The 17,168-nt window shown below is 33.0% G+C and carries 18 protein-coding genes; 15 read left to right on the top strand and 3 right to left on the bottom strand.

Annotated features, from left to right (window positions below; all coding sequences use genetic code 11):
* Nucleotides 1-20: 20 nt before the first annotated feature.
* The 5 genes from F8154_RS12580 to F8154_RS12560 all read left to right on the top strand — a co-directional run bounded on the left by F8154_RS12580 (nt 21) and on the right by F8154_RS12560 (nt 5,075).
* On the top strand, nt 21-443 hold the full coding sequence (locus F8154_RS12580; protein WP_151861977.1) for an ATP-binding protein: 423 nt from the start codon (nt 21-23) through the stop codon (nt 441-443).
* Nucleotides 444-700: 257 nt separating this feature from the next.
* The gene (gene gap / locus F8154_RS12575; protein ID WP_151861976.1) at nt 701-1,711 is read left to right on the top strand and encodes a type I glyceraldehyde-3-phosphate dehydrogenase; all 1,011 of its coding nucleotides are present in this window, start codon (nt 701-703) and stop codon (nt 1,709-1,711) included.
* A gap of 167 nt (nt 1,712-1,878) precedes the next feature.
* Nucleotides 1,879-2,682 (top strand): GTP pyrophosphokinase, encoded by an 804-nt coding sequence (locus tag F8154_RS12570; protein ID WP_151861975.1) that lies wholly within the window; start codon nt 1,879-1,881, stop codon nt 2,680-2,682.
* A gap of 22 nt (nt 2,683-2,704) precedes the next feature.
* A complete protein-coding gene (locus F8154_RS12565) occupies nt 2,705-3,400 on the top strand; it encodes a metallophosphoesterase (RefSeq protein WP_151861974.1) in 696 nt (231 codons plus the stop codon).
* Nucleotides 3,401-3,605: 205 nt separating this feature from the next.
* Nucleotides 3,606-5,075, top strand: a complete 1,470-nt coding sequence (locus F8154_RS12560; RefSeq protein WP_192930294.1) for a carbon-nitrogen hydrolase family protein — start codon at nt 3,606-3,608, stop codon at nt 5,073-5,075.
* A 13-nt stretch (nt 5,076-5,088) separates the two neighbouring features.
* On the opposite strand, the gene F8154_RS12555 is transcribed toward F8154_RS12560, so the two are convergent.
* Both F8154_RS12555 and fba read right to left on the bottom strand, forming a co-directional pair.
* A complete protein-coding gene (locus F8154_RS12555) occupies nt 5,089-6,249 on the bottom strand; it encodes an MFS transporter (RefSeq protein ID WP_151861972.1) in 1,161 nt (386 codons plus the stop codon).
* Nucleotides 6,250-6,377: 128 nt separating this feature from the next.
* Nucleotides 6,378-7,307: a class II fructose-1,6-bisphosphate aldolase gene (fba, locus tag F8154_RS12550; RefSeq protein ID WP_151861971.1), complete on the bottom strand. Its 930-nt coding sequence runs from the start codon at nt 7,305-7,307 to the stop codon at nt 6,378-6,380.
* Between the two features lie 329 nt (nt 7,308-7,636).
* Here fba and pssA point away from each other — a divergent pair, with 329 nt between their 5' ends.
* The 8 genes from pssA (at nt 7,637) to F8154_RS12510 (ending at nt 13,858) form a co-directional block, all read left to right on the top strand.
* Nucleotides 7,637-8,155 (top strand): CDP-diacylglycerol--serine O-phosphatidyltransferase, encoded by a 519-nt coding sequence (gene pssA / locus F8154_RS12545; protein WP_151861970.1) that lies wholly within the window; start codon nt 7,637-7,639, stop codon nt 8,153-8,155.
* 162 nt (nt 8,156-8,317) lie between these two features.
* Nucleotides 8,318-8,869 (top strand): DUF6648 family protein, encoded by a 552-nt coding sequence (locus tag F8154_RS12540; protein WP_151861969.1) that lies wholly within the window; start codon nt 8,318-8,320, stop codon nt 8,867-8,869.
* Between the two features lie 15 nt (nt 8,870-8,884).
* Complete coding sequence (locus F8154_RS12535) at nt 8,885-9,214, top strand: DUF1904 domain-containing protein (protein ID WP_151861968.1); 330 nt, start codon at nt 8,885-8,887, stop codon at nt 9,212-9,214.
* A 142-nt stretch (nt 9,215-9,356) separates the two neighbouring features.
* Nucleotides 9,357-10,073, top strand: a complete 717-nt coding sequence (locus tag F8154_RS12530; RefSeq protein WP_151861967.1) for a pseudouridine synthase — start codon at nt 9,357-9,359, stop codon at nt 10,071-10,073.
* Nucleotides 10,074-10,147: 74 nt separating this feature from the next.
* Nucleotides 10,148-10,912 carry a class I SAM-dependent methyltransferase gene (locus F8154_RS12525; protein WP_151861966.1) on the top strand — a complete coding sequence of 255 codons (765 nt, stop codon included), beginning with the start codon at nt 10,148-10,150 and terminating at the stop codon, nt 10,910-10,912.
* Between the two features lie 234 nt (nt 10,913-11,146).
* Nucleotides 11,147-12,508: a 23S rRNA (uracil(1939)-C(5))-methyltransferase RlmD gene (rlmD, locus tag F8154_RS12520; RefSeq protein WP_151861965.1), complete on the top strand. Its 1,362-nt coding sequence runs from the start codon at nt 11,147-11,149 to the stop codon at nt 12,506-12,508.
* A 298-nt stretch (nt 12,509-12,806) separates the two neighbouring features.
* Nucleotides 12,807-13,442: a Vat family streptogramin A O-acetyltransferase gene (locus tag F8154_RS12515; RefSeq protein ID WP_151861964.1), complete on the top strand. Its 636-nt coding sequence runs from the start codon at nt 12,807-12,809 to the stop codon at nt 13,440-13,442.
* A gap of 50 nt (nt 13,443-13,492) precedes the next feature.
* Nucleotides 13,493-13,858: a DUF4180 domain-containing protein gene (locus tag F8154_RS12510; RefSeq protein WP_151861963.1), complete on the top strand. Its 366-nt coding sequence runs from the start codon at nt 13,493-13,495 to the stop codon at nt 13,856-13,858.
* Nucleotides 13,859-13,930: 72 nt separating this feature from the next.
* Here F8154_RS12510 and F8154_RS12505 read toward each other — a convergent pair whose 3' ends face one another.
* Nucleotides 13,931-14,146 (bottom strand): hypothetical protein, encoded by a 216-nt coding sequence (locus tag F8154_RS12505; protein ID WP_207706884.1) that lies wholly within the window; start codon nt 14,144-14,146, stop codon nt 13,931-13,933.
* A gap of 809 nt (nt 14,147-14,955) precedes the next feature.
* Here F8154_RS12505 and F8154_RS15200 point away from each other — a divergent pair.
* Both F8154_RS15200 and F8154_RS12500 read left to right on the top strand, forming a co-directional pair.
* Complete coding sequence (locus F8154_RS15200) at nt 14,956-15,123, top strand: hypothetical protein (protein WP_192930293.1); 168 nt, start codon at nt 14,956-14,958, stop codon at nt 15,121-15,123.
* Between the two features lie 814 nt (nt 15,124-15,937).
* Nucleotides 15,938-16,435: a GNAT family N-acetyltransferase gene (locus F8154_RS12500; RefSeq protein ID WP_151861962.1), complete on the top strand. Its 498-nt coding sequence runs from the start codon at nt 15,938-15,940 to the stop codon at nt 16,433-16,435.
* Nucleotides 16,436-17,168: the final 733 nt, after the last annotated feature.

Raw genomic sequence — 17,168 nt, 5'->3', positions numbered from 1 at the left:
TATTTTAGGGAGGTATTCTGATGATTAAGCTCTTTATGGGGAAAAAAGGAAGCGGAAAAACAAAACGCCTGATAGATTCGGCTAATGATTCAATAAAAAAGGTTAAAGGTCATGTAGTTTATGTAGATTATGATAATAGCCATATGTTTCAAATAGATTATAGGGTAAGATTTATTAGTACAAAAGAATATCAGATTACAGATGAAGAGGGTTTTTACGGCTTTCTTTGTGGCATAATAGCCTCCAATTATGATATAGAAACAGTATTTATTGATAGCCTATATAGTATAACAAGAAAAGAGCTTAAGGAATTAGAAGGATTTTTCTCAAAATTAGATTCTCTAGAAATGAAATATAATGTAAGCTTCATTTTATCAGTAAACTGTGATAAGGAAGAGCCTCCCATGTTTTTAAGCAAATATACAAGCATTACGCTAGATTAAATACTAATTAATAGCCATAAGCCAAATGCACCATAATTGTAAACAACAGATACAATGTTTAGGTGCATTTTACTTAGCTCTTTTTTAAATATACAATATGTACACAAAACATATGATTATTATGTTAAAAATTGGGCATCTTTAAGTATATACAATAAATCACTTTGTAATATTTAAGTGATAAAACTACTATGTGTTGGAAAAAAATTATTGTATAATGGTTGGTAGGCTTATTTTTACATAAGGAGGAGTTAGAATTGAAAATTAAAATTGGAATTAATGGCTTTGGTAGAATTGGGAAGGGTGTATTGAGGGCATCCCTAGACGGAGGCTCAAATTTAGAGGTTGTAGCAATTAACAGCACCAGTGGTCCAGAAAAGCATGCACATATCTTTAAATATGACTCATTATATGGAAAAATAAATGAAGAGGTTAGCGCCACAGAAGATGCATTAATTATTGGAGATAAGAAAATACAGTTTACTGCCCATAGAGACCCTGCCGAAATACCGTGGAAAGACATGGGTGTTGATATAGTTATAGAATCAACTGGTTTATTTTTAACTAAGGAAGCAGCTTCTAAACACCTTAAGGGTGGAGCTAAAAAGGTTATAATATCTGCACCAGCAAAAAGTGATGATGTTCCAACCTTTGTAATGGGTGTAAATGAGGAAAAATATAGGCCTGATGCAGACCATATTATCTCAAATGCCTCATGTACAACCAATTGCTTAGCACCTATAGCAAAAATATTAGAAGACAAAATTGGAATAGAAAGTGGGTTAATGACTACAGTCCATGCCTATACCAATGATCAAAATATCTTAGATCTTCCCCATAAGGATCTTAGGAGAGCCCGTGCAGCAGCGGAGTCTATTATCCCAACTACTACTGGAGCCGCTAAGGCTGTTGGTATTGTAATACCATCCTTAAAGGGCAAATTAAATGGAATGGCTATGAGGGTGCCAATTCCAGTAGTTTCAATTATTGATTTAGTGGTGCAGCTTAAGGAGAACACCACTGTAGAAAAGGTAAATGCTTTATTACAAGAGGCTTCTGAAGGACCACTAAAGGGTATTTTAGGATATAGCGAAGAACCATTAGTATCAGCTGATTACAAAAAAGACCCTAGGTCCTCCATAGTAGATTCCTTATCTACAATGATGGTGGGAGAAAAAATGATTAAGGTGGTTGCTTGGTATGACAATGAATGGGGCTACTCAAATAGGATTTTAGATTTAGCTGTATATATAGGAAATAAGCTATAGAGATATATCTCATGAAAAAATCTGCTATTTATAATAAATAGCAGATTTTTTGGTACAATAGCAATTTTTATTAGGATATCAATTACAATCTACGGTAAAATAATGATATAATAGTAAAGGAATTTTATAGCCCAACCATAAAACATAGAGGTAGCGGGGTGATTTTAATGATTCATAAAGACTGGAAAAAAATACTTATACCTTATGAAAATGCAGTAGAAGAGCTTAAGGTAAAATTTAAGAGTATTCGTAGCGAGCTACTATCACTGGGAGAGTATTCTCCAATAGAGTTTGTTACTGGTAGGGTTAAAAAGGTATCAAGTATTTTAGAAAAGGCAAAAAAGTATAATGTACATGAAGATGAAATTGAAGAAAAGATTGAAGATATAGCAGGCATTAGAATAATGTGTCAATTTGTAGAAGATATTTACACTGTTGTAGATTACATAAGGGAACGGGACGGTAATGATTTAGAAATATTCTATGAAAAGGATTATATAAACAATTTTAAGGATAGTGGATATAGAAGCTACCATGTAGTAATTAAGTACCCTATTCAAACCGCTTTAGGACCAAAGATTATTTTAGCAGAAATTCAAATAAGAACTTTGGCAATGAATTTCTGGGCAACTATAGAACATTCACTAAAGTATAAGTATAAGCATAACATCCCTAATCATATTAATGATAGGCTTAAAAAATCTGCAGATGCGGCATTTCAATTGGATCAAGAGATGTCTGAAATTCGTCACGAAATTAGACAGGCACAAAAAATGTTTGAGGTAAAATCCAATGTAGTTTCAGTTGTATTAAGAAATATTCAGCTGTTATATTCTTTAGGTAAAACGGATGAGGCATTAGAATATCAAGAACAATTCAACATTCTCTGGGAAAAGGGAGATGTTAGGGGCTTAAAGAAGCTTGGAGAAAAAATTGGAGCACGTGTAGAAAAATATGAGGTATTAGAATAATTATAACTGGGTGGGAAAGAAAATGGCTTTATATGCAATTGCCGATTTACATCTAAGCAACAGTACAGATAAACCAATGGATATTTTCGGAAGCCATTGGTTTCTTCATCATGAAAAAATTAAGGAGAATTGGTGCAATAATGTAGCTATAGAGGATACAGTCTTAATAGCAGGCGATATTTCATGGGCAATGAATATTGAAGCTGCAAAGGCTGATTTAAACTGGATTAACCAGCTGCCTGGTAAAAAGATACTAATTAAGGGAAACCATGATTTTTGGTGGAGCTCAATCACTTCATTAAATAGCCTATATGAAGATATTCATTTTTTACAGAATAATTTTTACACATATGAAGATTATGCAATTTGTGGAACAAGAGGCTGGCTATCACCTAATAAAACTAAGTTTACACAACAGGATGAAAAGATTTACCAAAGGGAGGTTCATCGTCTGATCCTCTCACTGGAGGCTGCAAAAAAAGAAGGCTATAGTAAGATTATAGTAATGCTACATTATCCTCCAACCAATGAGGACTTTGAGGCTTCCCTCTTTACAAAGACTTTAGAGGAATATAATGTTGAAAGGGTAATTTATGGGCACCTACATGGGGTAGACTCCTTTAAAGCAGGACTGCAGGGAATACATAGAGGTGTTGAATATCACCTTGTTTCTTGTGACTACCTAGATTTCAAGCTATTAAAGCTTATTTCTCTTTAGTAACACCCATTAACCTTATTTAAACAGTTCAAATAGCAATGATAAAAAACAGTAATTAACAATAGTGATTTAAATAAAACTCCCAAAATTAATATTATATATATATTACTTTTATTGGCATTTAAGGTTGATTATGATAAAATGTAAGAATACTATAAAGAGTACTAATAAAGTATATTTATTTAATAGGTGGGGGGACAATAGAATGGTTAGTATTACGGGGTTCAAACGTTTAAATGCTTTGAAAAATAAGGAAATGTATGGATATATGCTAGCAGGTACATCTCTTATAATTGGAACTATTTTTAATCAATTAAGCTTTCTTTTTTACTTTGCTATCGCCTTTTTAGGGTGGAAAAACCATAAAAAGGAGCTTGATGAAATTCAGCTTTATTACTTTATTATGCCCTATTCAATTATTATTGGATTTAGCGTATGGAACTATGGAGTTGCCCACTTCGTGGCGGTAGTTATTGGAATTCTAATAGCTATTGTTTTTTCAAAGGTTATGAAGGGTTTAATTAATTATATTGATATTAAATTTGGCATAATATTTCTATTACCTATAACTTTTTTTACATTAAGCTATTCCTTTGATAAATTACCAGCCTTAAATGTAATTGAAATCCCATCAATTTTAGCACCTATATATAATCATACCCCAATATTAAGAATAGCCTCAGTTATAGGGGTGTATCTAACAATTTTTACTATAGTGTTGCTTATCAATTCAATTATTGGTTTAATTCTAGATAAAAGCAATACTAAAATATATAAAGCTATAATAGCAATAATAATACTGTTAATAATTTCATCCAATGTACTATCAACTGGTGATATGTTGGTTATTGAAGAATCTAAGCCAATTAATGTTGCAGCCATACAGGGTGATGTTGTTAGCGTAGAGGGAAGACCCCTTGTTCTTGGAGAAAGATTTGATTTTGATTTTAATCATTATAAGAACATGTTGTCAAATGTAGAGGCAGATATATTTGTGTTTCCTCAAGTGCCATTAGGTATATATGATATCGAAAATAGAGCAGATCATCTATATAGACAGCGGCTTATAAGCTTAGCCAATGAAAAAAATGGTATTTTAGTAGGTCTACTAATTGAAAGCAGCAGCATTTACGGGGGTAAGCGACATAAATTTATTTCAGCCTACCTAGTATCTCCAGAGGGTTTTATAGGTAAAAGCAGTAAAAGAAACCTTAATTTTTTTACCCAAAGTATTATATTCTCTCAAAGCGATAACTACTCTACAGTATTCAGTGATTATGGAGAATTAGGAGTAACAATTTCAGATGATATAAGGGATTTAAATACGGTAAGATTATTAAAAAAGAATGGTGCTGAGGTAATATTATCTACATCAAATGACGATAACTTTGGAGTGACATTCCCAGCCAACTACAACCTATTCCCAGTAATTAATGCTATACAGTATAATATTCCAGTAGTTGTAGCTAACCAAGACGGTACATCTATGGTGGTTGATAAGTCAGGTAAAATTATAAGTCAATTAGATGTAAAGGAAAAGGGAGTACTTGTTAATGAAGTAAAAGTTCAAAAGACCATAAGCATATACTCGCTATTTGGTAGATATTTAGAGCTATTACTTGCTATATTTATTGCAGTATTAGTAATAAAATCAATAAGAAGATATTATTTTTAATCGCCTACTACTATTAATAGGCTTTATAGTAGTCTGAAGCATAGTGGTGAATAAGCCTAATTAAAGGTATACATAAGCTTATTATAAGAACACATGCAAACAGCAGGGGAGATATATTATAGTAGCTTCCTCTTGAAGTACTTGACATAGCGTATCCTGTTAGGGAAGATGAAACAATTAAAATATAATATAAAGAAAACATTAAACCTATATAGCCTTCAGCTACCTCCTTAAGTTTACCTAAAGTTGTAATAACTATAGAACCGTATGAGATGCCAACCAAAATTATTGGGATAAAAACAAAGTAGGTATTTTCAACAAGAGGAAAAGAGCTAAAGGCAAATGCCAGTAGTAATAAGCTTGATAATATTCCTTTAAAAATACCTATATAATCTGCAATAGTGGCAAGCTTAGTTATTAAAACTAAAGTTACAGATAGCATAAACACAGCTATCAAGAGTATTGTAGAGGGCTTATTGTTAAAATCATTAATAGTAATTAACTGGTGGTTTAGTATTCCCAGTGAAAAGCTACTGATGGTTATTGCTAAATAACTATAAAAAACACCAGGGCTCTTTAATGTTGAAATAATATCCGATGGAATTCTTTTGTAGGTTTTTCTTAAGGGATAAACCAAATAGTCTATTAAAAGAATAGATAGGGTTGCTATAAAAATCATCAAGAACATTGATATGTAAAAGCTCCAATAATCACCCAGCAAATTGCTAAGGTTGGGGCTAAAGGTAATTATGGCTAACGCAGGTATCGTGAAAAACAAGCCATAATAACTAATGGATTTTCTAATATTTTTAGTTGATATTAAATCAAATAAATAGATAGTGGTAGAAACCAATACAAAGGAAAGAAGGACACCATGAATAAGGCGAAGATATATTATTCCTTGAAAATCTTCAGTTATTGTGTAGCCACCATAGCATAAACCAATTAAGAATAATGCTATAGATACCATATAAAACTTAACCCTTGAGAAAACAGTGGTAAAAAGGCAACCGATTACAAAGGAAAGTGGAAATGCCAAAGCATATAATAAATGATTTAATATAGCTTGAGGATACAAAGAATTAATAGTTTGTAATCCTGTGAATTGCAAGTATAAATCCAAAAAAGCAATTGCAAGCACTAAGGATAATAGGCATTTTTGCAATGTTTTCATATGAATCCCTCCATAATTATAGTAAGCAACTATATATCTGTAGCATTACCACTTTTATGAAGTTAATGCATAAAATAAGGAAAACTAGAGTTCAGATGGAATAAAACTCCACCTGAACTGAGCTTTCCTTATAAAGTACAACTGCTTCCAAGTACATTTGTTATTTTGTGTAGCACCATATCCTTAATGGCAGTTCTTCCTAAGCCTAAATATTTTCTAGGGTCAAAATTACCTGGGTCCTCCTTTAGGGATTTTCTTATTGCAGCAGTCATTGCTAGTCTAAGGTCAGTATCAATGTTGATTTTACAAACTCCATACTGTGCAGCTTGTTTAAGCATCTCCTCAGGAACCCCTTGAGCACCAGGAATGTTTCCACCATATTTATTACACAAATCAACGTATTCAGGCAAAACAGTAGAGGCACCATGTAATACCAACGGATAACCATTAAGAAGGCTTGTAATCTTTTCTAATCTGGCAAAATCTAATTTGGGATCACCTTTAAACTTGTAGGCACCATGACTTGTACCTATTGCTATTGCTAATGAGTCCACCCCAGTCCTCTCAACAAACTCTACTGCTTGATCAGGGTCTGTATAGGAAGCATCCTTCTCACTAACATTAACATCATCTTCAATTCCAGCTAATCTACCAAGCTCAGCCTCCACTACAACTCCCTTATTATGGGCGTAATCTACAACTCTCTTGGTTATTTCAATATTCTCTTCAAAGGAATGATGAGATGCATCAATCATTACAGAAGTAAAACCATCATCTATACATTGCTTACAAATATCAAAATCCTCTCCATGATCAAGATGAAGAACTATAGGAAGGTCAGTATCTATTATTGCTGCTTCTACTAGCTTTTTTAAATAAGCAGGCTTTGCATACTTCCTTGCTCCAGCAGATACTTGAAGAATAACAGGTGATTTTGCTTCCTTTGCAGCGTCAACTATCCCTTGAATTATTTCCATGTTGTTGACATTAAAGGCTCCGATGGCATATTTACCATCATATGCTCTTTTAAAAAGATCAGTACTAGTAACTAGTGGCATATTTTATTCCTCCTATTTTTAGATGCATCTACCTAATTAATCCAGGTAAAAGAATCATCTTTTATGGTTTTATATATTAATCCATTAAATTTTATCATAGTATGTTAAAAATCGTCAATGAATACATATTTTGACCCATTTATTATCATCAATAATAATTAATACTAAAATTATAAAAAACATTGATTTATTACTAGGAATTTCCCTCAAAATAAAGTAAAATATTATAAAGGGCAGTCTATTTTTATACTAATCTTTACTAATCTGATATATACTATAACAAAAACAAATTATTATTATACAATATTTTATTGGTTAGGGGTGATATAATGATTAAAGTTAAAGCTCATATTCCAAATATGTTTACCTTTTTTAATTTATCCTTAGGAATTTTAGCTATTGTAAGTATACTTGGTGAAGCCTACACAGTTTCAGCATTGTTAATATTATTGGCTGCTTTTATGGATCGTTTCGACGGGAAATTAGCTAGAAAATTTGATGTAGAGAGCGAATTTGGCAAGGAATTAGATTCACTTTGTGACTTAATCTCCTTTGGTGTAGCACCAGCAATTTTAATATGGAGCTATCAGTTAAATAATATAGGAGTTCTTGGTTTAGCAATAATTTTACTATTTGCAATTTGTGGAGCTTATCGGTTAGCAAGATTTAATATTATAGAGTTTGAGGGCTTTTACATGGGTATTCCAATAACCCTATGTGGAGGTATTGTAGCACTGCTTACACTGTATTCCATCAATTACTCATCAAGTATATACTTTACAGGTTTAATCATGCTTTTCCTCTCCTATTCTATGATTAGCAAAAGAATTAAATTGAAAAAAAGATAATGCAAAATCGGCTCCTACAACGGGAGCTTTTTTAATAGTTTTCTATAGGTATTAAAAACCTCTATTAGTATACACTATATATTATTTACAGCTATTTGAATTTTTCATCAAATAAAGGTATAATCGTTACAGTAAGCAAATTACACGAATTGGGTGTTTAAATTGAGATATATTCCTGGGGAAAATATTTTTGACAAATTCTTTAATGAAAGAGAGTCTTTAATAGAACAGTTTAAAAAAGGAGACATTACTAAAAAAGAGTATATTGAGGAGGGCTATTACATTATAAAGCATATGGATATAAAGCCCTTTAAAATCGTAGATAACTTTCAAAAAGCAATTTTTAATTATCAATATTATAATACTATGGCGAAATATTTTTATCTTAAGGCGAACGAAATAAAGAAGCACGGAAAACACATTGAAAAATCAAAGGAGCTTTTAAAGAAGGTTGATAATTACTATCATAAAAAGGATAAGGCAACCTTAAGGGCAGTTGAAATAAAAGATTTTTTGGCGGTGGAAGTATACCATATACAAGTAAAGTCAAATTATCTAAAAAGAAGACTTTTTGAGATAATATTTAAAGACCATCCTGAAGTAATTTTACATTCAACCAGTGAATGGCTTTTAAATAGATTTAAGGAAGAAGGAATATTTAATGATAAATTAAAAAAATCACTAATCTCTAATTATGTAAATCAGAAATATTGAAAAGGAGTTGATGGTATGCCACAAATAAAAGTAAGAGGTATTCAATTAGATAAGCTGGCAAGCGGAAGCGAAAAGCTGGTAAATGAATTGGTTAAAATAGTAGAATGTCCAAAGGATTATTTTGAGCTGGAATACATACAATCGGTTGCAATAAGAGACGGAGAAATACAAGATGCATATCCATTTATTGAAGTGGCATGGTTTGATAGAGGCTTAGAAATACAAGACAAAGTGGCGGCTGCATTGACCAGATTTGCCCACAATATTGGTGTTGAAAATATTGATATTGCTTTTGTGACTTTTGAAGAACGGAAGTACTATGAAAATGGAAAACATTTCGGCTAATTAAAGAAAACTTAGTTCAGATGGAGTTTTAACTCAACCTGAACTGTAGCTCCGCTTACTTTCTAGCTTGGCGGCACTTATCTCCCGCTTTAGAAGAGGGAGTGCTAGTAACGCCGCTGAGATAAAGATATTGGAGGTAACAATGACTAAGGCAATAAGATTAGATAAAATGCTGTCTCATATGGGCTATGGAAGCAGAAGGGAAATAAAGAAGCTATGTAAGGAAGGACTTATTACAGTTGACGGCAAAACTATTGCAGATAGCAGTGTCCATGTAAACACTGATGAGCATGAAGTGAAGGTGGGCTTAGAGAGGGTTATTTATCGTGAGTTCATGTGTTTAATGCTGAGTAAACCATCGGGAGTCATTTCTGCAACTGAAGATAATAGGCATAAAACTGTAATAGATTTACTTGATAAAAAATACATGGGCTTTAACCTATTTCCTGTAGGTAGGTTAGATATTGATACTGAAGGACTTTTACTTTTAACAAATGATGGACAGCTGGCCCATAGATTACTGTCTCCTAAAAAACATATACCAAAAACCTACTATGCAAAAATTGAAGGAAGAGTAACACAAGAGGATGAAGAAAGCTTTAAAAGGGGAGTTATATTAGATGATGGATATAAAACCCTACCTGCAGAACTAGAGATTTTAAAATCAGATAATATTTCAGAGATTCAATTAACCATATACGAGGGAAAATATCACCAGGTAAAAAGAATGTTTGAAGCAGTAAATAAGAAAGTAATTTACTTAAAGCGTATACTAATGGGTAACCTCATGCTGGACGAAAAGCTTGCCCTCGGAGAATATAGAGAGCTTAATACTGATGAATTACAGCTATTGAATTAACATAAGCATATATTAAATAATAGCATGAAAATTGGGTATCATTACATTGTAGATTTAATTAAAGGAGGGGTTATATGTACAAAATAACAACTGCTGAAAAATTTCTATGGGATGGATTAACCTTAGACAATAAGCTGGTTTTAGAAGGGGGAACCAGCTGGGGAAATACTACTGATATTATAGCACAAAAGACAGCTGAACATGGATGGAAAACTAGGCTAATTTCAGTAGATGTTGATGACAGCCATTTTTCTGAAATTGAGAAGAGACTTGGCACTAGTTTTGTTGAATTAAATCTTAGAAAAGCAGACTTAGGTAACCTTGACTTTATAAATGAAAACACAATAGACGTAGTAATTTGTAATTATACATTATCCTCTGTTAATCAATTCCCCTTTAGAGGTGTAAAAGCCTTAAAAGAGTTCTACAGGGTTCTTAAACCAGGTGGAAAACTGTTAATAACAGAAGAAATGCCTATTTGGTCAGTAGACAGTAAAGATTATGAGTATTGGTCAAAGCGCTTAAGGATTATTAAAAGCATAAGTGTTTTAAAGGCTATGGCCCACTTTAATGAAATTCATCCACAGGATTTAGAGGAAGTAATGATTACTTTAGGATTCAAAAACATAAATAGACGTGAGTTTAAGGAAGTAATTGATGCAGAAATGGCAACCAAATTTTTGGATAAAAGAAAGCAAACCCTTATTAAAGGGCAAGATGATTTACAAAATCAACAGGTGACTAAAGGCTTTGTGGAATTAACAGAGAAGCTAGTTAAAGAATTCGAAAATGCAAAGGAGTTTTCAGCACCAGCATATATTATAAAGGCAGAAAAATAATAGGTCCTTTGATTTATATGCTAGTACAGGTTATAATATAGTGACTAAAAAAGTCACTATATTTTTTTAGTATTACATAAAGAAAGCTTAGTTCAGATGGAGTTTTAACTCCACTGAACTCTAGTTGCCCTTATTTCGAAGCTTGGCGGCACTTCACTCCCGCTTAAGAAGTGGGAATGTTAGTAACGCCGCTGAGATAAAATACTTGTAAGATTAATCTAGGAGTGAAAAGATATGAAGAGAAAAGATATTGTTGAGTTTGTGATCGAAGCTACAGAATTCGGAGGTAAAGCCTATGGAAGGTTAGATGGTGTTAAAATAAATGTAAAGCATGGAATTAAGGGACAAAAAGTAAGGGCTATTATTAAAAGAATAAAAAAAAATCAAGCAGAAGCAAGAATAGTAGAGGTTTTAGAGGCATCGCCACTAGAAGCAGAAGCTACATGTAAACACTTTGGTAACTGTGGTGGATGCTTTCAACAATCAATTCATTATGACAATCAGCTACAGGAAAAAGAAGAAAATGTTAAAAAACTATTTGAAGAACAAGGCTTAAATGATGTTAACTGGTTACCTATTGAAGGTAGCCCTATAACCTTTGGCTACAGAAACAAGATGGAGTTCTCCTTTGGTGACGAAGAAAAAGGTGGAAGATTAGCCCTTGGTATGCATAAAAGGGGCAGACACCATGACATAGTAACTGTAGATGAGTGTTTAATTATGGATGAAGATTATAGAAAAATACTGAAAACCATTTTAGAATACTTTACTAATAAAAAAATACCATTTTACCATAGCATGAGGCATGTTGGCTACTTAAGGCATTTAGTTGTAAGAAAGGCCCATTACACAGGAGAGATATTAGTTAATCTTGTTACAACTACACAGCTTCAACCTGATATTAGTAGCTTAGTAAAAGAGCTAAAGACTCTAGAGCTAAAGGGAGATTTGGTTGGATTTTTACACACCTTTAATGATAATCTATCTGATACAGTACAAAGCGATAAAACAGACATTCTTTTAGGTAGGGACTATATTATAGAAAAGCAATTAGGCCTACAATTTAAAATATCTGCCTTTTCATTTTTCCAAACTAATACTTTAGCAGCTGAAAAACTATACTCAATTGTTAGAGATTTTTTAGGTGATGCAAACAATCAAATTGTATTCGACCTTTACTGTGGTACAGGTACCATTGGACAAATAGTAGCATCAAATGCACAAAAGGTAATAGGTATTGAAATTGTTGAGGACGCAGTAAAAGCCGCCAGAGAAAATGCCGCCTTAAATGGTCTAAACAACTGTGAGTTCATTGCTGGTGATGTAGGGCAAGAGGTAAAAAAAATAAACTATAAACCTGATATTATAATTCTTGACCCACCAAGGGCAGGAATCCATCCCAAGGCTTTAAAGGATGTGATAAGCTTTGGAGCCGACAGAATCGTCTACGTTTCCTGTAACCCTAAAACCTTAGTAAAAGACTTAAAGGATCTGGTTAGTAGTGGTTATACAATTGTTAGGGCTAAATGTATGGACATGTTTCCCCATACGGGGCATATAGAGACGGTGGTATTGATGTCAAGGGTGAAAGAGTGAGTGTGCGAAAAAGCCTTGCATATCAAGGCTGCTAGCACATATGGGTGTGAAACCCATTAAGAGAAAACGAGATTTTTTCGCTTCGTGGGAACAAGTCTATAAAGGCCGTATTTAATAGTTAAGTGGTCAGGTTAGATGTCATAGCTCGGCGAGTGGTCGGGTTATATGTCAGCGTTGGCGAGTGGTCAGGTTAGATGTTTTTTCAGAAATTATTTAGGTTGTGTAGTCAGGTTGGATGTAGGCTCGAAAACTGATAGCTTATTTACAAAGAGAAATCGAAACTATAAGGAGAATTTTTATGCAATATGGACCAGATCCAAATTCCATTTACCCAAATGAAAAAATTAAAAGCGTATGCTACATCAAAAATGTAATCACACGCCCAAATATTATCGTCGGTGATTACACCTACTATGACGATATTAGTGGTGCGGAACGGTTTGAAGAGCACGTTACACATCATTATGAATTTTTAAGCGATAAACTTATCATTGGGAAATTCTGTGCTATTGCAAAAGGTATCGAATTTATAATGAACGGTGCGAATCATAGAATGTGCAGCGTCACTACTTATCCTTTTAACATTATGGGACATGGCTGGGAAAAAGCAACCCCAGTACTTGAGGATTTACCTTTTAAGGGGGATACTGTTGTCGGCAATGATGTTTGGATAGGGCAAAATGTCACTGTAATGCCCGGTATGCATATCGGTGATGGAGCAATTGTTGCTGCCAATTCAGTAGTTACAAAAGATATACCAGCTTATCATATTGCAGGCGGCAATCCTGTTAGAATAATAAATAAAAGATTCGATGATGATCTCATCGGCTACCTGCTGGAATTAAAGTGGTGGGATTGGCCTACTCACAAAATTTTTGATAACCTTGATATTCTGTGCAGTGGGGATTTAACAAGAATAAAGGAAATTAAGTAAACCTGAGATTGCAAAGCAACAAATACATTTGTTAGGAGTTGAATAGAATAATGAAGATAAAGAAAATTACGGCCAACGGCAATGAAATAGCAATTGTTAGCAGTGATGAGATTTTAATTTCAGATGTGCAATCCGCGCTGGATTTCATGATGTCTGTAAATTATGAAACAGGAAGCCATTCCATTGTAATAAACAAAGAGGCAATAACCCCGGACTTCTTTGTTTTGAGTACAAGGCTTGCCGGTGAGATTCTGCAAAAATTTATCACTTATCAATTTAAGTTTGCGATTGTAGGTGACTTTTCGGGTTATACAAGTAAGCCGCTTAAAGATTTTATATATGAAAGCAATAAAGGAAGAGATATTTTCTTTTTATCTTCAGAAGAAGACGCTATTGAGAAATTGGGAAGAGTATAAATACTTTTGTTTGAAAATTATGCAAGGCACCCTACGTTGTAATTTCGTAGAGTGCCTTGTTCGTTCTTACCCTTATCCTTCCACATCAATCGTCAAGCCGGACTTGAATTCCACGGCTAATTTATCCTCGTAGATTATGACTTTTTCAATCAACCGCCGGACAAGTTGGTCATCGTATTCGGTGAGAGCGGTGGGTTGCTTCTTTAGGAATATGCTCATATCAGCCATGCGCTTTTTAAATTCATCACGGTTTACGTTTTCAACCTGCAGAACCATGGGCAGAACCACGGGGACGGTTCCTGTGGCTAATATCTAAGAAAGCTAGAATAGCCTAGGGTGATAATATGCTTAATAATACTAGAATCAAAAGCAAGACAGAAATCTATCATATAGTTTTAAGGAGATTCAAGGCAGAACCATGGGGACGGTTCCTATGGTTAAGATCTAAGGAAGCTAGAATAGCCTAGGGTGATAATATGCCTAATAATACTAGAAACAAAAGCAAGACAGAAATCTATCATATAGTTTTAAGGAGATTCAATAAGTAAACAATAATCGAAGATAAAGAAGATAAAGAAAAGCCTTTAGAAAATATCTTAGAATGCAAAGATAAAAGTGAGTACAGGATATAAGCATACTTTTTAATGGGAAACCATATCCATACTTTGCTTATAGAAGAAAAATAACCACGGGGCCGGTTCGAGACCACTGAAAAAGTCATTAAACTTATTTTTAGTATACAACATATATAATCAGTATTAGTAGTGATTACTATATATTGTATAGCAGAATCTTAAATTGATACTTTTTCACTGGTCTCGGACGGTTCCTGTGGTTAAGATATAAGAAAGCTAGAATAGCCTAGGCTGATAATATGCCAAGAAATGCTAGAAAGAAAGTAAGACAGGAATCTATCATATAATTAAAAGGGAATTCAATAATTAAACAATAATCGAAGATAAAGAAGATAAAGAAAAGCTTTTAGAAACTATCTTAGAATGCATAGATATAAGTGTATACAGGATATATGCGTACTGTTTAATGGAAAATCATATCTATATTTTGCTTAAAAAGGAAAAGTAGATATAGGAATGACAATGAGACGAATAGGAGCAAGCTATGTATATTGGTATAACTTCAAATATGATCAAGTAGACCATTTGTTCCAAGATAGATATAAAAGTGAAGTAGTAGAGGAGGATAAATATTTAATTATCGTGTTAAGATATATACAACAAAATCCATTAAGTACTGGTATAGTGTAGCATATTAAAGGCTATGAATGGAGCAGCTTCTGTGAGTATACAAATAAAGCTAGAATTAGCTAGTGATTTATATTTAAGATATTTAATACTAATAGAAAAAAGCTATAAGTGAACTTGTTAAATTCCACGAAGAAAAAAGTGATATAGTGTGTTTAGATATAAATGAGAAAAAGCGAATTAAAGATGAGGAGGCAATCGAAATCATAGTATATACTTTATAAGAAAAAATAACCGCAAGAACCGTCCCTATGGTTCTTATATACTTTATAAGAAAAAATAACCGCAAGAACCGTCCCTATGGTTCTTAAATTCTTAAAAGAGAAAAAAATCAAAAGACAAAAGATTGAAAATCCATAGGACATAAAAAATATTTTCTAATACCGCGACTTCCTTCTTCTAGGGCAATCAAAAATTTTGCGTAGTTTGCTCAAAATATATAAAGACCCAAACACTAGCTATTTACTAATGTTTAGGTCTTTTTTAAGGGCAAAACTTCCGATTGAACCCTTAAAGAACCGTCCCTATGGTTCGGTGGTTCTGGTTCTGTGGAGATTTTCCCGCTCTAAAATGTGAGAGTATTATTTCTTGCTTATTCATTAAACTAATCATCCCCTTAGCCTCCCTATGAATTATCTCATAGGGTTGTTTTATAATTCTTATAGGGGAGTTTTCAATTATTATACTAGGGTAATTTTAGATTATCATAAACATCTTGACAGAAGACCATAACCAAGTATATAAGTTATATATACTATTGTTTTGGATTTCATAAAAAAATTTGTACTGCAAAATTTTGAAAGATGGGAGGGAGTTTATGTTGTTGACTATGAAGGAGTTGCAAAGGGAACATTGGGAGGAAGTAGCTAAAATTTACAAGGAAGGCATCGAAACTGAGACTGCTACATTTCAGACAGACATTCCTAGTTGGGGAGAGTGGGATAACTCTCATATAAAACAATGTCGCATGGTTGCTTTACTTGAAGGTAATGTGGTAGGATGGGTTGCATTAAGTCCTATTAGTAGTAGATGTGTATATCGTGGAGTTGCTGAGGTGAGTATATATGTGAGTATGAATTACCAGAATAGAAAAATTGGAACAAAGCTTCTTAAAGAGTTAAATGTGCAATCTGAACAGTATGGGTTTTGGACGTTACAATCCAGTGTTTTTGAACAAAATGTTCAAAGCTTAGTTATGCATAGAAATTGTGGATTTCGTGTAGTTGGTACTAGAGAAAAAATTGGAAAGACAAGTACCGGAATTTGGAGAAATGTAGTTTTACTGGAAAGACGTAGCGCTATAGTAGGATTTTAATGACCTAATAAAACTTGCTAACACTTGTTTAAGAAGAGACGTAACAGTTGTCTTATGGTATAAGAGTATTGCTAAGGCTTAATAAAACAAATAAATACAATATTAATGTTGTGAGGCATTTTCGGTTTTTTGTAACCATGTAACCACAGGGACGGTTCCTGTGGTTGAACTATTAATCTAAGTGTGTTGCAATAATCTAGGCTGATAATATGCCGAGAAATACTAGAAAGAAAAGTGAGACAGGAATCTATCATATAATTTAAAGGGAATTCAATAATTAAACAATAATCGAAGATAAAAAAGACAAAGAAAAGCTTTTATAAACTATCTTAGAATGCTAAGATAAAAGTGAGTACAGGATATAAGCATACTTTTTAATGGGAAACCATATCCATATTTTGCTTATAGAAGAAAAAGAAGATATAGGAATTACAATGAGACGAATAGGAGCAATCTATGTATATTAGTATAACTTCAAATATGATCCATTAGGCCATTTATTCAAGATAGATATAAAAGTGAAGTAGTAGAGGAGGATCAATATTTAATTATCGTGTTAAGATATATACATCAAAATCCATTAGGTACTGGTATAGTGGAGCATATAAAAGACTATGAATGAAGCAGCTACTGTGAGTATACAGATAAAGCTAGAATTATAGATAGTGGTTTTATATTTAAGATGTTTAATACTAACAGATAAAAAGCTATAAGTGTTTATGGTAAGATTAAA

This window comes from Alkaliphilus pronyensis (genome assembly GCF_009017275.1).
Lineage (GTDB): Bacteria > Bacillota > Clostridia > Peptostreptococcales > Natronincolaceae > Alkaliphilus_C > Alkaliphilus_C pronyensis.
This window is presented reverse-complemented; position numbering and strand designations above follow the sequence as displayed.

Excerpts from the sequence above, each read along its gene's own strand:
- F8154_RS12570 (WP_151861975.1), top strand. The coding sequence starts at position 1,879 with ATGATTCATAAAGACTGGAAAAAAATACTTATACCTTATGAAAATGCA.
- F8154_RS12510 (WP_151861963.1), top strand. The coding sequence starts at position 13,493 with ATGAAGATAAAGAAAATTACGGCCAACGGCAATGAAATAGCAATTGTT.
- F8154_RS12580 (WP_151861977.1), top strand. The coding sequence starts at position 21 with ATGATTAAGCTCTTTATGGGGAAAAAAGGAAGCGGAAAAACAAAACGC.
- pssA (WP_151861970.1), top strand. The coding sequence starts at position 7,637 with ATGATTAAAGTTAAAGCTCATATTCCAAATATGTTTACCTTTTTTAAT.
- fba (WP_151861971.1), bottom strand. The coding sequence starts at position 7,307 with ATGCCACTAGTTACTAGTACTGATCTTTTTAAAAGAGCATATGATGGT.
- F8154_RS12560 (WP_192930294.1), top strand. The coding sequence starts at position 3,606 with ATGGTTAGTATTACGGGGTTCAAACGTTTAAATGCTTTGAAAAATAAG.
- F8154_RS12515 (WP_151861964.1), top strand. The coding sequence starts at position 12,807 with ATGCAATATGGACCAGATCCAAATTCCATTTACCCAAATGAAAAAATT.
- F8154_RS12525 (WP_151861966.1), top strand. The coding sequence starts at position 10,148 with ATGTACAAAATAACAACTGCTGAAAAATTTCTATGGGATGGATTAACC.
- F8154_RS12530 (WP_151861967.1), top strand. The coding sequence starts at position 9,357 with ATGACTAAGGCAATAAGATTAGATAAAATGCTGTCTCATATGGGCTAT.
- rlmD (WP_151861965.1), top strand. The coding sequence starts at position 11,147 with ATGAAGAGAAAAGATATTGTTGAGTTTGTGATCGAAGCTACAGAATTC.
- F8154_RS12555 (WP_151861972.1), bottom strand. The coding sequence starts at position 6,249 with ATGAAAACATTGCAAAAATGCCTATTATCCTTAGTGCTTGCAATTGCT.
- F8154_RS12500 (WP_151861962.1), top strand. The coding sequence starts at position 15,938 with ATGTTGTTGACTATGAAGGAGTTGCAAAGGGAACATTGGGAGGAAGTA.
- F8154_RS12535 (WP_151861968.1), top strand. The coding sequence starts at position 8,885 with ATGCCACAAATAAAAGTAAGAGGTATTCAATTAGATAAGCTGGCAAGC.
- F8154_RS15200 (WP_192930293.1), top strand. The coding sequence starts at position 14,956 with ATGAGACGAATAGGAGCAAGCTATGTATATTGGTATAACTTCAAATAT.
- F8154_RS12565 (WP_151861974.1), top strand. The coding sequence starts at position 2,705 with ATGGCTTTATATGCAATTGCCGATTTACATCTAAGCAACAGTACAGAT.